The organism is Paenibacillus sp. P36 (assembly GCF_045866505.1).
In the GTDB taxonomy this organism is placed as follows: domain Bacteria; phylum Bacillota; class Bacilli; order Paenibacillales; family NBRC-103111; genus Paenibacillus_E; species Paenibacillus_E chondroitinus.
Genome location: NZ_AP038372.1, coordinates 3,486,132 through 3,507,154, shown reverse-complemented (window position 1 = coordinate 3,507,154; position 21,023 = coordinate 3,486,132). Strand labels below are relative to the sequence as shown.

At 48.1% G+C, this 21,023-nt stretch carries 17 protein-coding genes; 2 read left to right on the top strand and 15 right to left on the bottom strand.

The genetic code is table 11. From position 1 onward, the window contains the following. Positions 1-90: 90 nt before the first annotated feature. The 13 genes from hfq to ACKTT9_RS15515 all read right to left on the bottom strand — a co-directional run bounded on the left by hfq (position 91) and on the right by ACKTT9_RS15515 (position 16,112). Entirely contained in the window at positions 91-330 is a 240-nt protein-coding gene (gene hfq / locus ACKTT9_RS15575) for an RNA chaperone Hfq (RefSeq protein WP_127451633.1), read from the bottom strand. Positions 331-396: 66 nt separating this feature from the next. Further along, positions 397-1,365, bottom strand: a complete 969-nt coding sequence (miaA, locus tag ACKTT9_RS15570) for a tRNA (adenosine(37)-N6)-dimethylallyltransferase MiaA (RefSeq protein ID WP_407872264.1) — start codon at positions 1,363-1,365, stop codon at positions 397-399. Next, the gene (locus tag ACKTT9_RS15565; protein ID WP_407872263.1) at positions 1,359-2,030 is read right to left on the bottom strand and encodes a class I SAM-dependent methyltransferase; all 672 of its coding nucleotides are present in this window, start codon (positions 2,028-2,030) and stop codon (positions 1,359-1,361) included. Before ACKTT9_RS15565 ends, miaA begins: the two co-directional genes overlap by 7 nt. Before the next feature lie 109 nt (positions 2,031-2,139). Beyond that, entirely contained in the window at positions 2,140-4,161 is a 2,022-nt protein-coding gene (gene mutL, locus ACKTT9_RS15560; RefSeq protein WP_407872262.1) for a DNA mismatch repair endonuclease MutL, read from the bottom strand. A 6-nt stretch (positions 4,162-4,167) separates the two neighbouring features. Continuing rightward, the gene (locus ACKTT9_RS15555; protein WP_407872261.1) at positions 4,168-5,607 is read right to left on the bottom strand and encodes a S41 family peptidase; all 1,440 of its coding nucleotides are present in this window, start codon (positions 5,605-5,607) and stop codon (positions 4,168-4,170) included. Between the two features lie 50 nt (positions 5,608-5,657). Further along, the gene (gene mutS / locus ACKTT9_RS15550; protein ID WP_407872260.1) at positions 5,658-8,282 is read right to left on the bottom strand and encodes a DNA mismatch repair protein MutS; all 2,625 of its coding nucleotides are present in this window, start codon (positions 8,280-8,282) and stop codon (positions 5,658-5,660) included. A gap of 205 nt (positions 8,283-8,487) precedes the next feature. Beyond that, positions 8,488-9,957, bottom strand: a complete 1,470-nt coding sequence (locus tag ACKTT9_RS15545; protein ID WP_407872259.1) for a putative amidoligase domain-containing protein — start codon at positions 9,955-9,957, stop codon at positions 8,488-8,490. A 108-nt stretch (positions 9,958-10,065) separates the two neighbouring features. Further along, positions 10,066-10,632, bottom strand: a complete 567-nt coding sequence (gene cotE / locus ACKTT9_RS15540) for an outer spore coat protein CotE (protein WP_127451622.1) — start codon at positions 10,630-10,632, stop codon at positions 10,066-10,068. A 114-nt stretch (positions 10,633-10,746) separates the two neighbouring features. Further along, positions 10,747-11,706: an aromatic acid exporter family protein gene (locus tag ACKTT9_RS15535; RefSeq protein WP_407872258.1), complete on the bottom strand. Its 960-nt coding sequence runs from the start codon at positions 11,704-11,706 to the stop codon at positions 10,747-10,749. Positions 11,707-11,775: 69 nt separating this feature from the next. Next, complete coding sequence (locus ACKTT9_RS15530) at positions 11,776-12,618, bottom strand: ABC transporter permease (protein ID WP_407872257.1); 843 nt, start codon at positions 12,616-12,618, stop codon at positions 11,776-11,778. Further along, complete coding sequence (locus ACKTT9_RS15525; protein WP_407872256.1) at positions 12,615-13,385, bottom strand: ABC transporter ATP-binding protein; 771 nt, start codon at positions 13,383-13,385, stop codon at positions 12,615-12,617. The genes ACKTT9_RS15530 and ACKTT9_RS15525 overlap by 4 nt, the downstream gene beginning before the upstream one ends. Before the next feature lie 44 nt (positions 13,386-13,429). Continuing rightward, positions 13,430-14,443 carry an ABC transporter substrate-binding protein gene (locus ACKTT9_RS15520; RefSeq protein WP_157324668.1) on the bottom strand — a complete coding sequence of 338 codons (1,014 nt, stop codon included), beginning with the start codon at positions 14,441-14,443 and terminating at the stop codon, positions 13,430-13,432. A gap of 148 nt (positions 14,444-14,591) precedes the next feature. Beyond that, positions 14,592-16,112: a carboxypeptidase M32 gene (locus ACKTT9_RS15515; protein ID WP_407872255.1), complete on the bottom strand. Its 1,521-nt coding sequence runs from the start codon at positions 16,110-16,112 to the stop codon at positions 14,592-14,594. A 154-nt stretch (positions 16,113-16,266) separates the two neighbouring features. Here ACKTT9_RS15515 and ACKTT9_RS15510 point away from each other — a divergent pair, with 154 nt between their 5' ends. Further along, positions 16,267-16,590 carry an iron-sulfur cluster biosynthesis family protein gene (locus tag ACKTT9_RS15510; RefSeq protein ID WP_407872254.1) on the top strand — a complete coding sequence of 108 codons (324 nt, stop codon included), beginning with the start codon at positions 16,267-16,269 and terminating at the stop codon, positions 16,588-16,590. 50 nt (positions 16,591-16,640) lie between these two features. After that, positions 16,641-17,210: a beta-class carbonic anhydrase gene (locus tag ACKTT9_RS15505; RefSeq protein WP_407872253.1), complete on the top strand. Its 570-nt coding sequence runs from the start codon at positions 16,641-16,643 to the stop codon at positions 17,208-17,210. Positions 17,211-17,256: 46 nt separating this feature from the next. Here ACKTT9_RS15505 and ACKTT9_RS15500 read toward each other — a convergent pair whose 3' ends face one another. Beyond that, entirely contained in the window at positions 17,257-17,835 is a 579-nt protein-coding gene (locus tag ACKTT9_RS15500) for a nitroreductase (RefSeq protein WP_407872252.1), read from the bottom strand. Positions 17,836-18,843: 1,008 nt separating this feature from the next. Then, on the bottom strand, positions 18,844-21,018 hold the full coding sequence (locus ACKTT9_RS15495) for a hypothetical protein (protein WP_407872251.1): 2,175 nt from the start codon (positions 21,016-21,018) through the stop codon (positions 18,844-18,846). Positions 21,019-21,023 lie beyond the last annotated feature (5 nt).

Here is a 21,023-nt window from a genome sequence, read left to right as displayed (position 1 = left end):
AACCTTAAACAAGGTTGCTCCCACAAGTGTCTATTCGGTTAGACGGTTCAGTCCATTAAAAAGTTGCAAAACCAAACGAGTAAAGGAATATTATTCCGTTGTTTCCGTTGCAGCCATTAAAGAAACAGCGCGTTGCGGCGTGAACGTAGAAATGGCATGCTTGTACACCATTTGCTGACGGCCTTCGCTGTCAATGATAATCGTGAAATTGTCAAAAGCGCGGATAAGCCCTCTGATTTGGAACCCATTCGTAAGATAGACGGTTACGGGAATGCTTTCTTTGCGAAGTTGATTTAAAAAGTTGTCCTGAATGTTAATGGATCGGTTCATCAGTAGGTCCCCCTTAATGGAATGAAACTATCGCCTGACGGCGCTATTTTCTAGTGGTCATATTTGTTAATTATATTCAATTTTATGTACAAACTTTCCTGCTAGTATATCACTAATCTTTTCGAAATGGGCAGAAAAATTTGCCGGCTCCGTTACATCCACCCAGTTGATATCTTTCATATGCCGGAACCAGGACAGCTGCCTCTTGGCAAAACGGCGTGTATCTCGCTTCAGCAGCGTCACAGCCGCATCAAGAGTGAGCTCGCCCTCCAAATAGCTGACGATTTCTTTGTAGCCAAGTGCTTGCATAGAAATAGCCTGCTTCGGACAACCTGCGGACAAAATCGACTTAACCTCTTCCACGAGTCCCTCTTGCATCATCTCGTCGATGCGCTCTTCAATGCGCTTATAGAGAAGCGCACGATCCATCGTCAGTCCAATGATACATAGTTCGTACGGGGACTCTTTTTTCTGGGCGGCCAAATGGGAAGTCATGGTCTCACCGGAGACATGATAGATTTCCATAGCCCGAATCACCCGTCTACGGTCATTTGCGTGCAGGCGGTCTGCGCTTTCTGGATCAATTTCACGCAGCTTTAAGTGCAAGGCTTCGTCGCCATGCTCAATCGCGTAGGCCTCCTGCTCGAGACGGAACGCCTCATCCATACTGACATCTGTAAATTGATAGTTATAACAGACGGATTCAATATATAAGCCTGTACCGCCAACGATAAATGGAAGCTTTCCACGCGAGTGGATATCAAGGATTAATGCTTTCACACGTTCTTGAAATTCCGCTGCCGAAAAGGGGTAGGAAGGATCATGAATATCAATCAAATGATGCGGAACAAGGAGCTGTTCAGCTTCGCTTGCTTTGGCTGTTCCAATATCCATCCCCCGGTAGACCTGCATGGAATCTCCGGAAATAATTTCGCACCCGAACTTCTGGGCAATTTCTAAACTAAGCTTGGTCTTGCCAACTGCCGTGGGACCAAGAAGCACGAGTAATTTCGGCTTGGCTGATGGGGCTAACACAGTCGAATCACTCCATACGTTGTTTTGGTCGTCGATCGTAATACATGCTCAAAACCAAGACGCGCAAATTCCTTGCTGTCTCTGTTTTCTTTGAGCACAATGCTTTTGCGTGCAACACGCTTGGCCTCTTCGATAGAATCCAGCGTGACGGCCTCATCGTTCGCATTCCTTCTAAGATGAGAAATCGCTTGGGATTCTTCGATGGGATTGCGAAACATCGGATCAAAGTATACAACATCCACGCTTTTTGAACCTAATTGTTGCAAATAGGCAAGATGATGTTGCTTGATGACCGATATGCGCCTCATGGCCTCGTTAAGCTCCGCAACCTCTGATTCGTAGAGCGCTAAGCCCTCTTGAATCAACATGGCCGGAATGGCTTCGCTTTCTACGGCAGTAACGCGTCCTTGCGCGCCGACGGCGAAGGAGAACACGATCGAATCTGACGCTAAACCTGCTGTACAATCCACAATAACATCACCGCTTGCCGCACCTGAGGCTTCAACCAATAGATCTGTTTCACCTCTAAGCATACGCTTCACGCGAACGAGTGCCATACTGGGATGGAAAAAAGCTGCAGGATGGTCATCTTCATAGTACCTGATCTCTTCCCTGGTCACAAGCAGAAGGGCAGAATCCTTATTATTTTTCCTAAGATGTTCCAAAGAATACTTCCTTCGGGGGACGAATCGGCCGCCATAAGTATCAGCCAATCGTCCTGCTTTGCTAACTATCTCAACCGAAGGATCAAAAGATGTCGTTACAATCACGGGGTTACATCACTCGCTTAAACATTTTTTCCAGTTCATAGGTCGTAAAACTAACAACAATAGGTCGTCCGTGCGGACATGTATACGGATTTCGGCAGCCCGCAAGACGGTCAATAAGGGTCTCCATCTCTAAGACACTCAGCCCTTGATTCGCTTTAATGGAGGCTTTGCAGGAACACATAATCGCTGCTTTCTCTCTCAGTTTGGCGATATCAACGGCCTTCTTCTCGCTAAGCACCCATTCGCACATTTCTTCTACGATGCCTTTTTCTTCCCCTGACGGGAACCAGTGAGGATGAGCGCGAACCAGGAACGTATTGCCGCCAAATGCTTCCATAAACACGCCGGCTTGTTCAAAAAGCGACAATCGATCCGCGAGAATCCCAGCCTCTGAAGGCGTAAACTCCAGTGTTATCGGAACAAGCAGTTCTTGGCTTGCCTCAGCAGGATTGCCAAAATGCTCATAATAATATTCATAATTAATCCGCTCATGTGCAGCATGCTGATCAATTAAGTATAGGCCATCGCCATTTTGTGCAATCAAATAGGTGCCATGCATTTGGCCGATGGGCTCTAGATTTGGAAAAGCAGGCAGCTTCGGCTGTTCGCTCTCTTCATTCGAAGGCAGCAAATCCATGAAGGCTTCATTCGTGCGGCGCTGCTGCTGAATCGAAACTTGTCTTGGATTTGCGGCTGCCGGCGAATATGAGCTGGCCGCCTGCGTTGATGAGGTCCTATTGGAATAGGACGGACTCGGGCTGGCTGTATGCCTCTGAATATCCGAAGGAGGAGACCATGATTGGGGTTCTGCCGTTCTTGCCGGCGGATCAAATACAGGCTTCTGCTGCTCAGGTTTGTAAGACGTCACGCTCTCTTTGATTTGAGCCCGCGGAGCATCCGTTTCCACCGGAATGTCCATTACTTTTGCTACGCTAGGATTCGGTGCTGCTAACGGTTCAATCGTTCGCGTGAGATCGAGCTGCTCCTGAATATACGCGCCCTTCGGGGCTGACGGCTTGCTTCCCGTAGGAATCAGTACCTGACGGCCGAATAAGCGTTTGACCTCCGCCTCGATTAGAGCGGTCAACTCCGCTTCTTTGCTGAAGCGGACCTCAAGCTTGGATGGATGTACGTTCACATCCACCAGGGCTGGGTCCATCCCGATTTGCAGCACGGCAACCGGGAAGCGGTTGATCGGCAGCAGGGTATGATACCCCTGCAGCAGCGCTTGATTCAGCGCGAAATTGCGGACGTATCGGCCATTCACAATGGTCGATATGCCGCCGCGATTCGCGCGCGTCATTTCGGGCTTCGCAACGAAGCCCGTGATGGTGTAATCCAAGCTATCCACTTGGAGTGGAAGCATTTGCTTGCCGATGGCTGTGCCGTATATGCCGGCGATCACTTGAAGCAAATCGCCGTTGCCCAGCGTTTGCAGGAGCATATTGCCATTGTGCTTAAGCGAAAAGGCAATGCCGGGGTGAGCTAGCGCTAACCGGTACATATAGTCCGAAATATGGCCTAGCTCAGTTTGGATCGTTTTCATATATTTGAGGCGTGCAGGCGTGTTATAAAATAAATCTCTTACCGTCACTTCGGTCCCGCGCGAAGCGGCTGTTTCTTCAACCGTCCGAATGGTCCCGCCTTCGATGGAGATTTTCCGCCCTAAACCATCATTGGTAGAGCTCGTCACACACTCCAGTCGGGAGACCGACGCGATACTTGGCAATGCCTCGCCGCGGAAACCCAATGTGCGAATCGAAAATAAATCTTTGCTTGTCGCAATTTTACTCGTCGCGTGCCGCTGAAAGGCTAATTCACAGTCTTCGAGCGCCATACCGGTCCCGTTATCGGACACGCGAATCAACTGCAGCCCACCTTCTTCGATGGTTACATCAATCCGTGTGCTCTCTGCATCGACCGAGTTCTCAACAAGCTCTTTGACGACGGAGGAAGGGCGTTCCACCACTTCCCCTGCGGCAATCTGGTTCGCGATATGTTCGCTTAAAAGCTGGATTTTACCCATAATACCTTAGTTCCCCTTTACAGCTCGGATGGAAACATGATCTCCTTGCTCTTTCACTTGCAGTTGCGGGAAATATTGCGCGAACAGGTCAACATTCACATAGCTTGTACCATTTTCGATGATTAACTTGTCATCCTCAACCGGAATGGCATGAGTCCCTTTGCTGTCGGAAATATCGACGGTATGGTTCGCTTCATTCCAAGTAATGTTCGCCCCGACTAAGGCTGCCAATCCGCGAGAAGTCGCAAACAATTTGCCATTTTCATGGAAGTTTCCGAAACCGCTGCTAACTTCAACCCCATTGAACGTCACCAAATGATTGGAGATGTCAACTTGAACATCAGGGATGCCTGCTGTGTGCAAGGCTGTAATGAATTGCGCGGCTGGTCCATCTACCTTCACATCGGGCGTAATGCCGACTTTGTTCACTTTCCGTTTGTTCGGTGTCAAGTACTCTTCAATCGTCACTTTCAATGCGCTGTCGTTATCTAGCTGATACAGCTGCTGTACGCTTCCTTTGCCATAAGTTTGCATACCGATTACTTTCGCAACATTATAATCCTGTAAAGCGCCTGAAAGCACTTCCGATGCGCTGGCACTGTTCTCATTGGCTAAAATATAAACAGGAATCGACAGCTCGCTCCCGCCTTGAATCAATACGGGATCATCCACGCCATTGCGGTCTCTCGTATGAATGAGCACGCCGTCTTTCACGAAATGCTTGGCAATGTTCTGCGCCGTGTCTACAAGGCCTCCGGGGTTATTGCGTACATCCAGAATCAAAGATTTCAAACCTTTGGCTTGAAGTGCGGCAAGCTGTGTATCAAAATCCTCATCCGCATCGCTGGAGAAATCTGTAATTTGGATGTATCCTACCCCATTCGTAAAGCTGTGGCTGTACACTTCAGGGACGTTAACCCCTTTGCGTGTAAGCTCAACGGTCAATTCCTTCTCTCCGCGAGCCACCGTTATCTTTACTTTCGAGCCTTCCACACCGATGATTTTGTTGCGCACTTCATCGATGGACGTTGTCGAGGCAGGTACACCGTCTACCGCACGGATGTAGTCATCCCGCTGCAAACCAGCGATTTCGGCAGCTGAACCCGCAAAAATTTCCGTTAAGTATACGCCTTTTTCGTCAATTCCAATGCGTGCACCCATACCAACATAATTATTTTCCAAAAAACTGGAGAACTGGCCAAACTCTTCTTTACTAAAGAAAACGGTGTAAGGATCTTTTAATCCATCGATCATTTGTTTAATACTTTGACCGGCTAAGGCTTCCTCCGTTACCCCGCTCACATGCATTTTCCCGATAATTTCTCTGACTTGCATGGTTTGCAAATCTTCTTGGGCTAATGCGGCGCTAGCAGGCAATACGGCCATTAAAGCAGAGACGAGAGCAAAGGTTACCTTCATTTTTTTCAATCTAGGTTGATTTTTCATGTGCGTCTCTCCTTGAGTTTTATAAAATGAATAGATGAATGCCATCCGTATTATTGCAGCTTTTGTTTCCATTCATAGACCAAATTCAGCGCCTGCAGTGGCGTCATATTGATTAAATCTATCCCTTTCAGCTGATCAATCACCAGCTGAGACTTGGTGTCCGGCTTCTTCTTGCCGGACACAGCCGCTGCGCTGTCCTCCTCGAAGAGGGACAGCTGCTGAATCGGAGCGGACACAGGAACAACGTCCGCCACAGCGGCGGCGACCTGGGCAGAGCCTGCCGCCCGCTCTTCAAAGCCATTCAGCAGCTCGTAGGAGCGCTGAATGATCGTATCCGGCAGCCCGGCGATTTCGGCACAATAGATGCCGTAACTCGTACTTGCTGCCCCAGGAATGAGCTTGCGCAGGAAGGTTACCTGCCTGCCGCTTTCCTTGACCGCCATGCAATGATTGCGCAGATGGCGGAGGCTTTCTTCCAGATGCGCAAGCTCATGGAAGTGGGTCGATACAAGCGTCTTGCAGCCGATACGGTCATGCAAGAACTCGATAACGGCCTGCGCAATCGCCATGCCTTCTCCTGTTGAAGTGCCGCGTCCGAGTTCATCAATGATGACAAGGCTCTTGCTTGTCGCTTTCTCCGTCATCACTTGGATGTCCATCATCTCGACCATGAACGTACTCTGCCCGCCGATCAAGTCATCCGCCGCTCCGATTCTCGTGAAGATCCGGTCCGTAACCGGAATGCGCGCGGACCTTGCAGGAACGAAACAGCCGATCTGCGCCATCAGGCAGATGACGGCGACTTGCCGCATGTATGTACTCTTACCGGCCATGTTCGGGCCTGTAATGAGCAGGATGCGGCCTTGCTCATCTTCAAGGCGCGTATCGTTCGCGATGAACGAGCCGTCTTGGATGACCGCCTCTACGACAGGGTGGCGGCCTTCTTCAATCTGGAGATCGAAGCCATCGCCGATTTCCGGCTTGCGGAAATGCTGCGCCGCGCTGACAGCGGCCAGCGATTGGTAGACGTCGGCGGTCGCAATCACCTCCGCCAGCTTTTGCAATCTGGAAATATGCTGGGAAATCCGGTCGCGAAGCTCCGTGAACAGCTCATGTTCCAGATCAATCATTTTATCCTGCGCTTCCAGAATGAGCGCTTCTTTCTCTTTCAACTCCGGCGTGACGTAACGCTCCGCGTTCGCCAGTGTTTGTTTGCGTTCATAGCGCCCTTCTTGCAGCGCCGACATGTTCGCTTTGGTCACCTCAATGAAGTAACCGAACACTTTGTTGTAGCCGATCTTGAGCGATTTAATGCCCGTCGCTTCCCGCTCCTGGCGCTCCAGCTCCGCAATCCACTGCTTCCCGTTGGTGCTTGCCTCACGTAGTTGATCCAGGTAAGGCTGATAGCCTTCACGGATCATTCCGCCATCCCGAATGGATACCGGTGGCTCGTCAACAATCGCGTTCGAAATCCAGGACATCACATCGTCGCAAACATCCATATTCTCAACAAGCTTTCGCAGCGTTGCAGAACCGGATTGTGCGCAAACTTCCTGCAGCAAAGGCACCTGCTGCAAGGAATGCTTCAAAGCGACCATGTCGCGGGCATTCGCATTGCCATACGAAATACGCGCTACAAGACGCTCCAAATCGTAGACTTCCTTCAACGCTTGCTTCACGTCATCACGTACGATGAGCTGATTGTAAAGCAAGTCGACAGCTTCCAGACGCTCTTCAATGCGCGAAACGCTCATGAGCGGCTTCTCGATCCAGCGGCGCAGCATCCGTGCACCCATTGCCGTTACGGTTTTGTCGAGCAGCCAAAGCAAGGAGCCCTTTTTTGCGCGTTCTCGGACTGTTTCTACGAGTTCAAGATTTCTCCGTGTGAAAGGGTCCATCGTCATAAATTGATCAGGTTCATAGACCCTTATATGTTTCACGTGAGTAAGGGCGCGTTTCTGCGTTTCTTTCAAATAAGCAAGCAGTAAAGCCACGCCGTTACGATTAAGTGCCGATAAACCGAAAAGCGCGGAGTCTTCAGCAAAATGCTCGTCGAGCAGCTTCTCGTCCGACTGCGTCCACTCGGTTAATACCGTGCTCCGTCCCCAAGTAACGCCGGACTCGCGAATTGTCGTTAATAAAGCCGCATCCGTAATAATCTCGGACGGGTTGTACACATTAAGCTCATCTACTACGAGCTCCCAGGAAGGAGCCAATTTCGTCGTATATAACTCGCCGGTTGAAATATCGCATGCCGTAAAGGCATACCCTGCTTCGCGGCTTACCAGAGAAACAATGTAATTGTTGCTGGATTCCCCTAAAAGCTTGCTGTCCATGACCGTACCCGGCGTCACAATCCTCACAATTTCGCGACGGACAACGCCTTTGGCCTCAGCAGGATCTTCGACCTGTTCGCAAATCGCTACTTTGTAGCCCTTCTCGATCAAACGAGACATATAATTCTCAGCCGAGTGATGAGGCACGCCGCACATCGGAATTTTCTCGTCTGCGCCGCCTTCTCTTCCAGTTAAGGTGATTTCCAGCTCACGGGAAGCGTTGATGGCATCTTCAAAAAACATTTCATAAAAATCCCCCAGACGAAAAAACAAAAATGCATCCGGGACCTGCGCCTTCACGGCCAAGTACTGCTGAATCATCGGCGTATATTGGGCCACCTTGCGTTCCTCCAACCAATCACGTTATTCATTAATCAAACACTATGAAACTACTAATTCCCTTTTCATAGACAGGCAAAATATTAAAAAGCAGTAACCGCTAAAGGCCCGCTCGCCCGAATACAGCCTGCCTGTTGGACAGGGCACATTCGGATCTACGAGCCTCTAGCGTTAGCCAATCTTCCATCTTTGTATAGATAATCTATTATAACATGATTCCTTCTTCAATTGCTTCTTTACGGTTGTACGGAGCAATTTTCCAAGCTTTGCGAATGTCTTCTCTCTCATCCCAAGGTTTCATGGATAAAATTCGCTTGCGGAAGCGGTCAAGAACGGCTGCGTGCACCTCATAACCCTTCAACTGCTCTAGATCCTGCCAAAGCTTGGCAACCACACTGTAAAGCCGCTGCTTATCTCCGCTATAATAAGCCGCTTGAATGTCCAGCTCCTGCAGCGGCTGCCTTGCAAGCAGCCAGTAATTATCCGCTATAAGCGCCGCAAGCGCGAAAACACCGCGCGTAATCAAAGGCGAATGCATCCAGCTCGGCAGCGTGCGGTACTCGAAGCCTCCGTGCGACTTTTTGCGGAAGTCGCCGAGAAAACCGTACCTGGGGCGACGCTGGACCGTTGTGTCGCCCTCGATCAAGATCAAAGGCAGCGCGAGGTAGTTATCGAGCGCGCGCAGAAGATGGGCATTCAGCCAGCAGCGGCTGAAGTGGATATGTCCGCCGAGGGGGTAACCCCCCACCGGCATGCCGCCCGAGAGCCACGCCAGGCTCTCGTCAGGGATGGACCGCGCGGCGAGCTGCATCGTAGACAGCAGGTTCCTCGCCAGCTCGCGCGGGTCTGCGCTGGGCTGCGGTCGCAGCTCCGCCAGCGGCAGGATCAGGCGGTGCCCGCTGAGCACGATGGCATCGCAGCCGACATCGCCTTTCCGTGTCAGGAAGCGGTCCGCGAAGACGACTTCGCCTTGCGGGCTCAGGAGCAGGAACTCGGGATCGGTCCCGAGCATAACCCGCTCCTTGCGCAGCGTCTCCTTCGAAAGTGAGAGCTCATACCGGTCAATGGCCTGTGCGAACAACTGCGCCAGCTTACTATTGAGCTTAGGTACCGGATCTACATCCAGAACAACGGTATGCCCAGAGGTCAATACCCCAATTGTAACCAATCCATAATCCAAACCTAGGGCATAAATGGCTTTTACCGCCTCACGGCTTGCTCGGCGCACATGAAAGCTGGCTCGGTCCGGCAGGACTTCTATGTAGGCGGAGCTTGCGTTTGCTTGCCGCTGGTTAAACAGCGTTTTCTCAGACAGGAGCAGCGTTTCTTTTTTCTCGTAAACAATAAGCGTTTGTAAGTGAAAGACAGCCACTTTATATTTGTGGGTGAACGTCAGCGGGGCATCCTTCATCAAACCGCGTTTCTTCAGTGACGCTAAGGTCTTCAACCCATGCATGGCCAGCTGCTCGTCGCGCTTGGCGCTTGCCTTTGCTCTCAGAATTGCGCGAATTGGCTGCAGCGCCTGCTTCTGTGGCCATTCATCATGAGCGGCTCCCCAGTGTATAATGGTCCGTCCTTGCCAATCATCCGGAAGTTTCGTACCGCTCGGAATTTGAATAAGATCAGCCAGCTCCAGCGCTTCTTTCTCCTGTGCATGCAGTAAAAATGATTCCATCGAGATTGCCCCTTCTCGTTAAGCCCAAATATGTCTATAAAACAAAAAAGAGGGCAAATGCCCTCTGCCGAACCTGCTACGCCAGCATACACTGGCGTATAGGGTTCATTAATCCAGATCATCTTCAAGAAGTTCGGCATCGAGATCCTCGAAATCTCCATCGCCGCTATCATCGAAGTCCACATGTTTGTCATCGAAATCTCCCGGACCATACGGGCTCACAATGACAAACACTTTCGTTTCGGCAGTGAGCTCGACTTGGAACTCGCGCTCAACCCGAATCACTACGCTGTCGCCGCTTGTAGCGATACTGGCTTCCACACAGTTTGGCTCTTGCGTTGCGACAGCGGATACTTCAGCTGTCGTTGGCTTATGTTTTTTGTCCAGATAGCTTAGACCGACGACTTCTACATAAGAAACGGTTTCTTTTGCTACGTCTGTTTTCGTGTTGCGATCGTAAGAATACCAGATGTTGATATCATAAGTACCAACTACCTCTACGCCCTCTCCAGATTGGATCGCCTCGAATTGGTTATTAATAATCCAAGCGCCCAATATACTGGTCGGAGAAAAGGGCGGAGTCACGGTATGACTTACATGTGAAAATTTGCGACCTTTACCGCAGACAGCTTTAGTAATGATCTCTCTGCTTTGCAAATCTTTATCTAATGACATCCTTTCAACCTCCTCCATACAATCATTCATTACAAGTGTATGCAGGACAGTAGTCTAGAGTGACAATTATTTTATATTATTTTTGCTGTTTAAAAATAGGAATATCTGTTAGAGTCAACCCGCCCCCACGCGGTGTTTTTTTTGCTTTTTGGCAATCGACAAATAGATCTTCAGCTCTCTGTTTAGCTGTAAAATCGCGGATCGAACCTCGAATTCCTCGCGGCTTTCCGGCAGGCTCATCTGTTTATAACGGGCATCCAGCTCTTGCAATTCTTTCTCCGCTTCGCCTGTATAATAGTCTTCCTTCACAGATTGGCTAATATCTTCAAGAATCTTTGCGAGCAGTTCTCCTTGCGGTAAAGCCTGATACACCTGCGCGACCAAAACGAGCATCCGATTCACCGACTCCAGCTGCTCACCCCTCATATAGAAATAAACCCGCCAGTAGGGTTCTCCTCCGAAAAGAAGCGTATTATCTAACGAGCGTTTGGCGAGCGCGGCACCCAGATCAATTTGTTCACTGACCTCCAGAAGCTCCTTTCCATCCCAAACGATGGAATTATCCCGCAGATGCTTGGCCATATTCATAAAAATGATTGAAAATAAGTCCTCTACTCTTCTTTTCTGGTCCGCCATTGCTTTATCCGCCTTTGGCATGTAAGCAATATTGATAAGTGTAGCAACGCCTAATCCGATAAGAAGTAAAATGATTTCGTTCCATATGGCTGCCCAGCTATCATCCTCATACGCATAAAGATGAAGCAAAACAACGGCTCCGGTCACGGCTCCCTCTGAAATCCGCATGCGATGCAGGACCGGAAATACGAACAGAATGAATAAAACGACGACCCAAATATGAAAACCCAAGAACCTGAATAACAGGCAGCCCATCAGCAGTGCGAGCATAGAGGAAGCTATGCGGTGCAATGAACTTTCTATTCCTTTTTTCTTCGTTACTTCTATTCCGAGAATAGCTAACAGCCCTGCGGCGGCCGGCGTTTTGATCCCGAATAGATGAGCAAGATACATCGCTATCCCCACCGCAATGGCCGTTTTGAGCACGCGAAAGCCCATAGCGTTTCACCTCTTTACTGGTTGTACTATGGGCTCCATTATTTCATTTTGATTACAAAGTGGCAAGTATTACCGATGTTTTGTCAATCTTTTTTCTAAATTGGATACGATCTGGTACATGAAAGTCGCTACAATCGCAATAACGAACAACGTTGAGATAACCAATGTAAAATTAAAAACTTGAAAGCCGTATATGATTAAATATCCGAGACCCATTTGAGAGACTAGAAATTCCCCTACAATGACACCGATCCACGCTAAGCCTACATTTACTTTCAAAGTCGAGACAATCGCAGGAAACGATGCGGGTAGAATAACTTTTTGAAATACTGTTCTCTTCGTACCCCCGAATAAGGACACTACTTTCACGTAATTCTGATCAACCTCTTTGAAGCTGCCATAAACAACAAGCGTAGTGATAATGACAGTAATTGAAAGGGTCGTCGCAATGATCGAAAGCAATCCTGGACCCAATCCAACGATAAAAAGAGGCCCTAATGCAACCTTCGGCATACTATTTAAAACGACGATATAGGGGTCAAGTACCCTGGAAAGAAACGGTGACCACCAAATGATGACAGCCAAGGCAGTGCCGAATAATGTGCCCAGCACAAAACCTATGATTGTCTCGACAACCGTGACACCCACATGAGGAAGCAGGCTTCCGTCCAGCAATTTATCCCAGAGCAGCTTAAATACCTTTGTTGGGTAGCTGAACAGGAGCACATCAATCCATTTTAACCGGGCCGCGACTTCCCACAGAGCAAAAAACACAAGTAGAATAATGAGTTGAACAAGCCTTACTTGCTTCGTTTCCTTCTTTTTTGCTTGAGCGAACCGCTCATGAACCTTTTTAGTAAGTGAATCTTCTGTTGCTATATGTTTAGCCGATTGGCGTTGATTTTCTATCATGCCTCATGCCCTCCAAACTCCTGCCAAATCAATCGAAAGAGTGCATGGAACCCTGGCAATTCTCTTGCTTCAAATGGGACTGATGTGCGAATTTCATCTGGAATACGGAATTCCTGCCGTATCCGCCCCGGGTTAGGATCCAGGACAATAATGCGGTCACTCATCGCAATGGCCTCAGAAATGTCATGCGTTACAAGGAGCGCTGTTTTCTTCTTGGCTTGCAGTGTTTCCACCACCAAATCTTCCAGCTGAAGCTTCGTCTGGTAATCAAGTGCAGAGAACGGTTCATCCAACAGCAGCAGCTCGGGCTCGGTAGCAAGTGTGCGGACCAAAGCGACCCGCTGGCGCATCCCCCCGGAAAGCTGAGAAGGATAATAATCCTTGAAGCTGTACAGCCCCATCTCTTCCAGCAAGTGAAGCACGTTTTGCTTCTTCTCTTTGGTCAAAACACCTGCAATCTCTAATCCCATGCAGGCATTATCTTCAATCGTCCGCCAAGGGAACAGATAATCCTGCTGCAGCATGTAACCGACCCTTGTCGATGGACCGTTCACTGCGTTCCCAGCAACCGTCACGGTGCCTACGGTCGGCCGAATCAGGCCGGCAATGATCGACAAGAGAGTCGTCTTCCCACAGCCGCTTGGACCGATGAGACTTACAAATTCGCCGCGCGCTACCGCAAAATCGATCCCCTGCACAGCAAGTGTCGCCCTCTCTTCGGTCACGTAAACTTGAGTTACATTTTGAACCGTCACAGCTGAATCCATGTTCGTACCCCCCTCTCGCCCTTCATTGCCTTCCCACGTTCTTCTTAAGGTTTTACAGTTGATTTGGCTTTCTCAGCAAATGTGTTGTTCACCAGCGTTTTCCAAGCCACTTTTTCCTTCAACTCGCCTGCAGAAGTCATGACATCGAGCAAATTGTTCCATTCCTGTTCATCGACGATGCCGTCTGTGGCAAACGAACCTTGATCTTTGTAACGTTTAACAACACTTTTTACGATTTCAACATCGATATCTTTAAAATAAGGCAAAACGGCATTCGTGATTTCATCTACACTTTTCGCCGCAACCCATAGCTGTGCACGTTGGATCGCATTCGTGAACTTTTGAACCGTACCCGGATTTTGCTTGATGAAGCTTTGTTTGGTCATAAATACCGTGTACGGCAGGTGACCGCTCTCGACGCCAAAGGAAGCCAGGACGAATCCTTTTCCTTCTTTCTCAACAATTGATGCCTGTGGTTCAAACAACTGCACATATTCCCCGGTTCCCGACGAATAAGCCGAAGCAATGTTCGCAAAATCGATGTTTTGAATCAGCTGCAGATCTTTCTGAGGGTCGATGTTGTGCTTTTTGAGCGTGAACTCCCCTGCCATCTGTGGCATTCCGCCTTTTCTTTGGCCGAGGAATACAGATCCTTTGAGTGAATTCCAATCAAACTGATCCACTTTCTTGCGAGCCACGAGGAAAGTCCCGTCCGTTTGCGTTAATTGTGCAAAATTAATAACAGGATCATCTGAACCTTGCTGCGACACATAAATGGACGTTTCCGAGCCAACCAGCGCCACATCGATGGCATTAGAGAGCAAAGCCGTCATGGTTTTGTCGCCGCCAGGTGTTGTTGTAAGCTCTACATCAAGGCCTTCATCCTTGAAAAAGCCCTGTGACAGCGCCACATACTGTGGTGCATAAAATAATGATCGCGTTACTTCGCCAATGCGAACCTTGGTTGTTTCCGTGCTTTTCGTTCCGCAAGCCGACACGATGCTGCTGAGCAGCAAGACCACGGATAAAGCCACTCCCCATTTTTTCCGAATCTTCATACGACGTCCCTCCGCTAAAGTAGTAATCTATCCTATGCAGGAGCCCAGAAGACGGTTAATGGAAACTTTTGGTTAAATTGTTTGTTGCAGCACAAAAAACAGCACCCCAAGACAGTTGTCACTGCCGAAGGATGCTGCTCTTATGGTTTTATATGCCGTATACCGACTTATACTTTTCTTCCAAATACTGAACCAAATATTCGGGGTTCAACTCTTCGCCCGTTACTTGGCGAATAATTTCGTTTGGCGTCAGCAGTTTTCCATGCTTATATACTTTCTCTGTGAGCCATTCCTTAATCGGCGACAGATTGCCTTCGGCGATCAGGTTTTCGAAAGCCGGCAGCTCTTTACGTAAAGTTTGCGTAAATTGTGCGGCATACATGTTGCCGAGCGCGTAGGATGGGAAGTACCCGAATGCTCCCCCTGACCAGTGCACGTCTTGCAGCACGCCCTTGCCATTATTTGCCGGCGTTACGCCCAAATATTCTTCATATTTGGCATTCCAAGCCGCAGGCAGATCCGCTACCGCGATGGTTCCGTTAAACAGCCCTTTTTCCAGCTCATAACGGATCATAATATGTAAGTTGTACGTCAGTTCATCCGCTTCAATACGGATTAGCGATGGTTCAATATGGTTAATCGCCTTATAAAACGTATCGACATCCACTTGATCGATCTGCGGAGAGAACGTCGTTTGCAGTTCACCATAGTATCTGTCCCAGAACGCTTTGCTGCGGCCAATCACATTTTCCCAGAAACGGGACTGTGATTCGTGAATCCCCATGGAGGTTCCGGTGCACAGGTTAGTGCCTACCAAATCGTCGGAAATGTTCTGCTCATATAGCGCATGTCCGCCTTCATGAATCGTTCCGAATAATGCGGAAGTGATATCGTTAGGCAAATAGCGCGTTGTAATCCGCACATCTCCTGGATTCAGCGCCGTCGCGAACGGATGCACCGTTTCGTCCAACCGGCCAGCTTCGAAATCGTACTGCATTTGCTTCAAAATGGATAGTGAAAACTGTTTCTGTTTGCTGATCTCAAATTGTTGATCCAGGAAAGAGCGATCCGGTTGATTCGGTGACGCCTGGATACGCTGCAGCAAGGGAACGGCTTTTTCGCGCAATGCCCCGAAGACCTCATCCAGCTTCTCAACCGTCATGCCAGGTTCATACATATCGAGGAGCGTGTTATATTTATGTCCTTCATATCCCCATAGTTCAATAAACTCTTGGGTTGTCGCCACAATTTTCTCCAAATACGGCTGGAACGAATCCCAATCGGAATTGTGCTTGGCATCTTCCCAAGCGGATTCAGCTTGCGATGTCAGCACGACATAGGCTTGATATTTCTCGGCAGGTATCTTTTTGGAGCGGTCATATTCTTTTTTGCACTCTTCAACCATCTTTCTCGAAATGGCATCCAGCTGTTCAAGCTCAGCAGACTGCGTGAAAAAAGCAACATATTCGCCCATTTCATCAGAAGTGGACATCCGGAATACTTCGGTGGAGAGCTCTCCGACTACTTCAGAGCGTGTTCCAATCCCCTTTTTCGGGGCGCCAGTCCGCATATCCCAATAAATTAGGGCGATGGCCTCCTCGTACTGCTTCATTTTACGAACATAGGCTTTGAACGATTCTAGCTTGGCTGTGGCAGTTTGCACACTCATGCTTCAAAACTCCTCCCATCAATTTCTATTTTCATCATACTTCGTCCCTTCCACAGAATCAAATTTATTGAACTTGTGTTAAAATAATGACTAGCCATTATTTTTAATGCGAGTTAAATTCATTGTCAAACAACATTGTGAGGAGATGACATCCATGAAAATTACATTTACTGATTCAGCAATTGAGCGATTAACCCCATATATGGGCCAAGGTGACGCCCAGTTGAAGCTTGTTTTTGATACAGAAGGATGCGGTTGTTCCGTTAACGGAGTGCCGACGCTCTGGCTGGTTTCTGAAGAAAGTCAACAGGATTTAACTGCCGAAACCAATTCTTTTAAGCTGATTTATAACAGCAAGGATGAAATTTTTTATGAAGCTAATATGAAAATTGACTTTTCTGAAGGAAATAAATCCTATATACTGAAGAGTAATAATCAGATTTACAATGCGGGTATGAGCTTGGTCGACAAAAGATAAAGCTGCATGGAACATATAAGCAGCACAATAACTTACCTGGAGGAGAAACCATGTCTTTGATTAGTGAAATTTTGAATTACAATGAACAATTTGTTGCAAAAGAGGAATACAAAGAATTTCTAACTACGAAGTTTCCAGACAAAAAAATGGTTGTTCTAACATGTATGGATACGCGTTTAGTCGAACTATTGCCTAAGGCGATGAATTTGCACAACGGTGATGCCAAAATCATCAAAAATGCCGGAGCCATTGTCTCCCACCCATTTGGCAGTATTATGCGCAGTATCATTGTAGCTGTTTATGAGCTAGATGCAGATGAAGTATTCGTAATCGGCCATTACGATTGCGGGATGACGGGGCTGAATTCGGACAAGGTGATCGCAAGCGCCAAAAAACGCGGTATTTCCGACGATGTTATCACAACGCTCGGCCATTCCGGTATCGATTTGTCCAGCTGGTTGATAGGCTTTGACCATGCTCGTGAAGGGATCGAGAAAAGCGTAAATATTATTCGCAATCATCCGCTGCTTCCCAAAAACTTACCGGTTCACGGGTTGATTATTGACCCGCAAACGGGAAGACTGGATTTAATCAAAGATGGCTATCAGGATGCTGAATAAGCACCATAAAAAAACCTCACGGGAAACCGTGAGGTTTTTTGCTTTTCTATACCGACTCTTTAATAATCAGCTTCTCTCTTGCATCGGTCCGCGGCCTCACAGCCGGTACTTGCTCCGGGTACCCGATATGCAGCAAGCCTACAATTTTCTCCCCTGGCTTAACACCTACCGCCTCACGGAAGTTCGGACTGTGAATAAACGGGTTCGTTTTCCAAACAACGCCAATCCCCGCTTCCCATGCAGCCAGTTGAAAATTCTGTATCAAGCAGCAAACGCAGGCGAAATCTTCTTCCCACTGTTTCTGCCTTGGATCTTCGTTCATAACAACAACGAGATGGGCAGGGATTTGCATGAAATAGTCCAGTTTCTGCGCAGCGAGCCTTTCTTTCTCCTCCGCCGTGTAAGTGCGGATCATAGCTTCAGCAAGCGGCTTACGCGCCTCGCCTTTGTATAAAATGAACCTCCAAGGCTCCCTTAGGCCATGTGTTGGCGCCCATACCGCTACATTAAGCAGCTCAGTTATAAGGTCCGTGTCGATGGGATCGCTTTTAAATGCGCGGACAGAACGTCTGTCTTTAATCAGTTCGCTGATTGCGCCTAATTTCTCATTTTGCATAGTATTCATCGTGCTTGTGCCTCCAATTTGGTTAGACTATTCCTTCAACATACAAATTGCCTCAACATACAAATATAAGATCTATTCGGCTACGCAATTCACGTAAACGATCATGATAATCATTCTCATTTTCGCAAAAGGATATCTAACTGTCAATCTTTTTCATGCCATTCTCTTCCATTTGATTGACTTTGAGCTAACGTTGCTTCGAAGGGTTGACTCATGTTGGATCAAATCCAATGAGAGTACCCTTTTGTTAACCAAACTTTGCTTTACATTGGACGAAATCCAATACGTTCTTATAAAAGCTCTCAAAATGCGACTACATTTACTCCTCCCCCTGGATTTTGTCCAATGAGATAAGCTAAACGGTCGCCAAATTCAGCCTTTTATTGGATTTCATCCAATGGCGAGAAGCCCGGATTCCTAGTTCCTCTTTGGTTTACCACAGCACACAACTTGAGTCCGCGTTCGCGGTCAGGTCATGCGAAGTAAAAGTAACCATGAATTGGCACCCTGTAGTCGTTGAGTCAAGGAACCGTTGTAGGGTTAACTCCTTCAATGAAGTTTAGCTTGTTAAGGGCTCGGTTGGAGCGAATTTTTGAGGTGGAGAACACCCAGTACAACGAATAATCCAGCGTTACTGAGACATTTGGTGGAGGAGGTAACCTCATAACTAGTGATAAATTGGTCAACGATATACCCTTGAAGAACTACAGGCCGCTATTCTAGCAAATTCAGCCCGATTCCGCGTTCAAGCAGAACTGTAGGGCTTTATTTGACCGCTAAATCCCGTTTTCCTTATGAAAACGGACAAATAGCGCCCCACAGTTCCCCTCCGCGCGAAAAAGTGCCTATTTCCCTGAAATAGCTCCCAATATTTCCCCAGGGCCAGGGAGAAACCGCTCAACCTATCACTATAAATTTCATCGGGTGAAGCGCCCAACACAAATATAGGGATAAGCCGAAGCTTACCCCCAATAAAAAATGCCCATCCCCAAGGGATGAGCACCTTCTTTACATAATCAACGTCTTCACCAAACGTTTCGCGTCACCGCTCGGTGTAGTAACAACTTCGTACAGATTAATTTTAACATTCGTGTTCAGTTGTTCGGATTTAATTGAACCAAAATCGATAAACTGAATGCCGGACATAATTTTGTCCTGTCCTACGAAGCTCATGGTCTTCGTGCTAAGCAGGCGGTCTTCGGAATCGACAACCTCAAAGACGAGAGATGAGAAGTTAGCATCCGTAATGACCTGCTCTTGACGTTTCACATCCAAATCCAAGCGCAGACGGTATGCGTAAGATTGATCTTTACTATACGTTGCGCTGACCCTGTAATCGTTAATTGCAATACTAAACGGATACAAGGATACGGCACCTGTTGTTGGTACTGGTTGAACAGCTGTTTTGTAGGAGCCGATCGCTAAACGATTGGCATCATATAAGTTAAGCGCCAACTTATCTGCCGTTTCTGTATCAGGCACCAGGTAGGAGTAATTCAACACGTAGCTGGTGTTCGGTGCGATCGTCTTCGCGACAGTAGATTGTCGATCACCCGAATAAGTAAAGCCTTCATCGTTGGTCAAATCGGTTTGGAAATCCGGTAAATTCAACGATGTCGTCCCTTTATTCGTCAGTTTATATTTGGCAACGACGGTTTTGAAGCCGAAGTCCGTGTTCTCACTCATTCCAAGCTCTACAAGCGATACATCAATATTCGAGTCAATGAGCGTATTGGACGACAGTTTGAATGGCGTACCGAGCGTGTAATCTTCCGCCGAAGTATAAGAGGAGTTCTCCCCGCCTTGTCCAGCTCCCGCCAGAGTCGTGATTGAAACCGGCAGCGACGCTGTTTTGCTATTGCCAGAATTACCGGAATTGCCTGTATTTGTTGTATTCCCTGTATCGGAAGAACCTGAACCAGCACCTGTATCCGTACCCGTTCCTGTGTTCGTTTGCGTACTGTTATTCGCCGTACCTTGTTTCTCTGAAACGACCAGCTGCAAAGCATCTGTGCTCAGACCGGCTGGCAAAATACCAGAGAAACGGAAGGTCGTCGATTCATTTGGCGATAAGTAGGACGTCCGAGCGGCATTATCCGAAGACGTAACCGCCACACTGCCGCGAAGTGCTTGAAACGAAGCAGACAAGTTAGGAATCGTTATGATGCCGTCACTTTTGTTCGTCAATGTAACATTGGCTTGAAGATGCAGCCCATCCGATTGTTTGCTGGCCGCGGCCCACGTTGTAGTGATATGTAGCCCCTCTAAATCTGCATCCGGGTATTGGGTGTCGTCGCCGATCTTGCCAACCACGAATGATTTGGCTACATTCAATGACCCAAGCACCGTCGTTTTCACTTTACCTTTTGGCGAGAAAAGCAGGGATAGCCCACTCGCATCCAGGGATGCCGGAACCGCTGTTTGAATGGTTGTTTTAACAGGCTGCTGCGGCAGCAAGGTTTGACCTGATCCCGAAATAAACTGAGAGACGTAAGTCAATCCCTTGTTATCTTGCAAATTAAGCTCAAGCGCATCCGGCAGCTTAAGGGTCGTATTGCTTAAATTTTCCAACGTTAAGTCTGTATAAACCAACCAGGCACCGTCTTTGTAAACTTTGTAACTATTACCCAGCTGAGCTGTCACCAGCGCATCATCCGCAAAGGTAGTATCTACCTCTTGAAGGTTGATGACGGTTTGCTGCACCACGGACTGTCCCGCTTCATCCATGGCGGCTTCTACGGATAAAGCACCGATGTCGTGCATCGTATTGTAATTCCATTCGAAGATATCCACTTTCAGTTGACCAGGTGTCAGATTCGCCGGTATTTCGGAGCTGAATTTGAAAGTGCCGGTTTCCCCTGCTTGCACACGGCCGTTGACTTTCTCATTCAGTTTAGCTGTATAGGAAACCCCATTCGTATCCATAACTTTGACACCATAATTGTTAAAATCCACGGGCGAAGCGCTGTTATTGTTCAGCCCAAGAGAGAAACGAAGGGAACCGTCGTCCGCTCCTGAGGACAAGGAAACCTTGTCTAATGTAAAGTAGACGGAATCGCTCAGGAAGACGCCTTCCTTGCCAGCGAAAGCCGATGTGGCCAGAGGTAGTGTTAGGAAGCTTGCAGCCGTTAGCATCAGTGCTGAGCGGCTAAGCAAGCGTTTCATTTTAAGATGTTGCTTCACAGGTA

Bases quoted from the DNA above. Each gene is read 5' to 3' on its own strand.
- hfq (WP_127451633.1), bottom strand. From the start codon at position 330: ATGAACCGATCCATTAACATTCAGGACAACTTTTTAAATCAACTTCGC.
- mutL (WP_407872262.1), bottom strand. From the start codon at position 4,161: ATGGGTAAAATCCAGCTTTTAAGCGAACATATCGCGAACCAGATTGCC.
- ACKTT9_RS15555 (WP_407872261.1), bottom strand. From the start codon at position 5,607: ATGAAAAATCAACCTAGATTGAAAAAAATGAAGGTAACCTTTGCTCTC.
- ACKTT9_RS15545 (WP_407872259.1), bottom strand. From the start codon at position 9,957: ATGGAATCATTTTTACTGCATGCACAGGAGAAAGAAGCGCTGGAGCTG.
- cotE (WP_127451622.1), bottom strand. From the start codon at position 10,632: ATGTCATTAGATAAAGATTTGCAAAGCAGAGAGATCATTACTAAAGCT.
- ACKTT9_RS15535 (WP_407872258.1), bottom strand. From the start codon at position 11,706: ATGGGCTTTCGCGTGCTCAAAACGGCCATTGCGGTGGGGATAGCGATG.
- ACKTT9_RS15530 (WP_407872257.1), bottom strand. From the start codon at position 12,618: ATGATAGAAAATCAACGCCAATCGGCTAAACATATAGCAACAGAAGAT.
- ACKTT9_RS15525 (WP_407872256.1), bottom strand. From the start codon at position 13,385: ATGGATTCAGCTGTGACGGTTCAAAATGTAACTCAAGTTTACGTGACC.
- ACKTT9_RS15520 (WP_157324668.1), bottom strand. From the start codon at position 14,443: ATGAAGATTCGGAAAAAATGGGGAGTGGCTTTATCCGTGGTCTTGCTG.
- ACKTT9_RS15515 (WP_407872255.1), bottom strand. From the start codon at position 16,112: ATGAGTGTGCAAACTGCCACAGCCAAGCTAGAATCGTTCAAAGCCTAT.
- ACKTT9_RS15510 (WP_407872254.1), top strand. From the start codon at position 16,267: ATGAAAATTACATTTACTGATTCAGCAATTGAGCGATTAACCCCATAT.
- ACKTT9_RS15505 (WP_407872253.1), top strand. From the start codon at position 16,641: ATGTCTTTGATTAGTGAAATTTTGAATTACAATGAACAATTTGTTGCA.
- ACKTT9_RS15500 (WP_407872252.1), bottom strand. From the start codon at position 17,835: ATGAATACTATGCAAAATGAGAAATTAGGCGCAATCAGCGAACTGATT.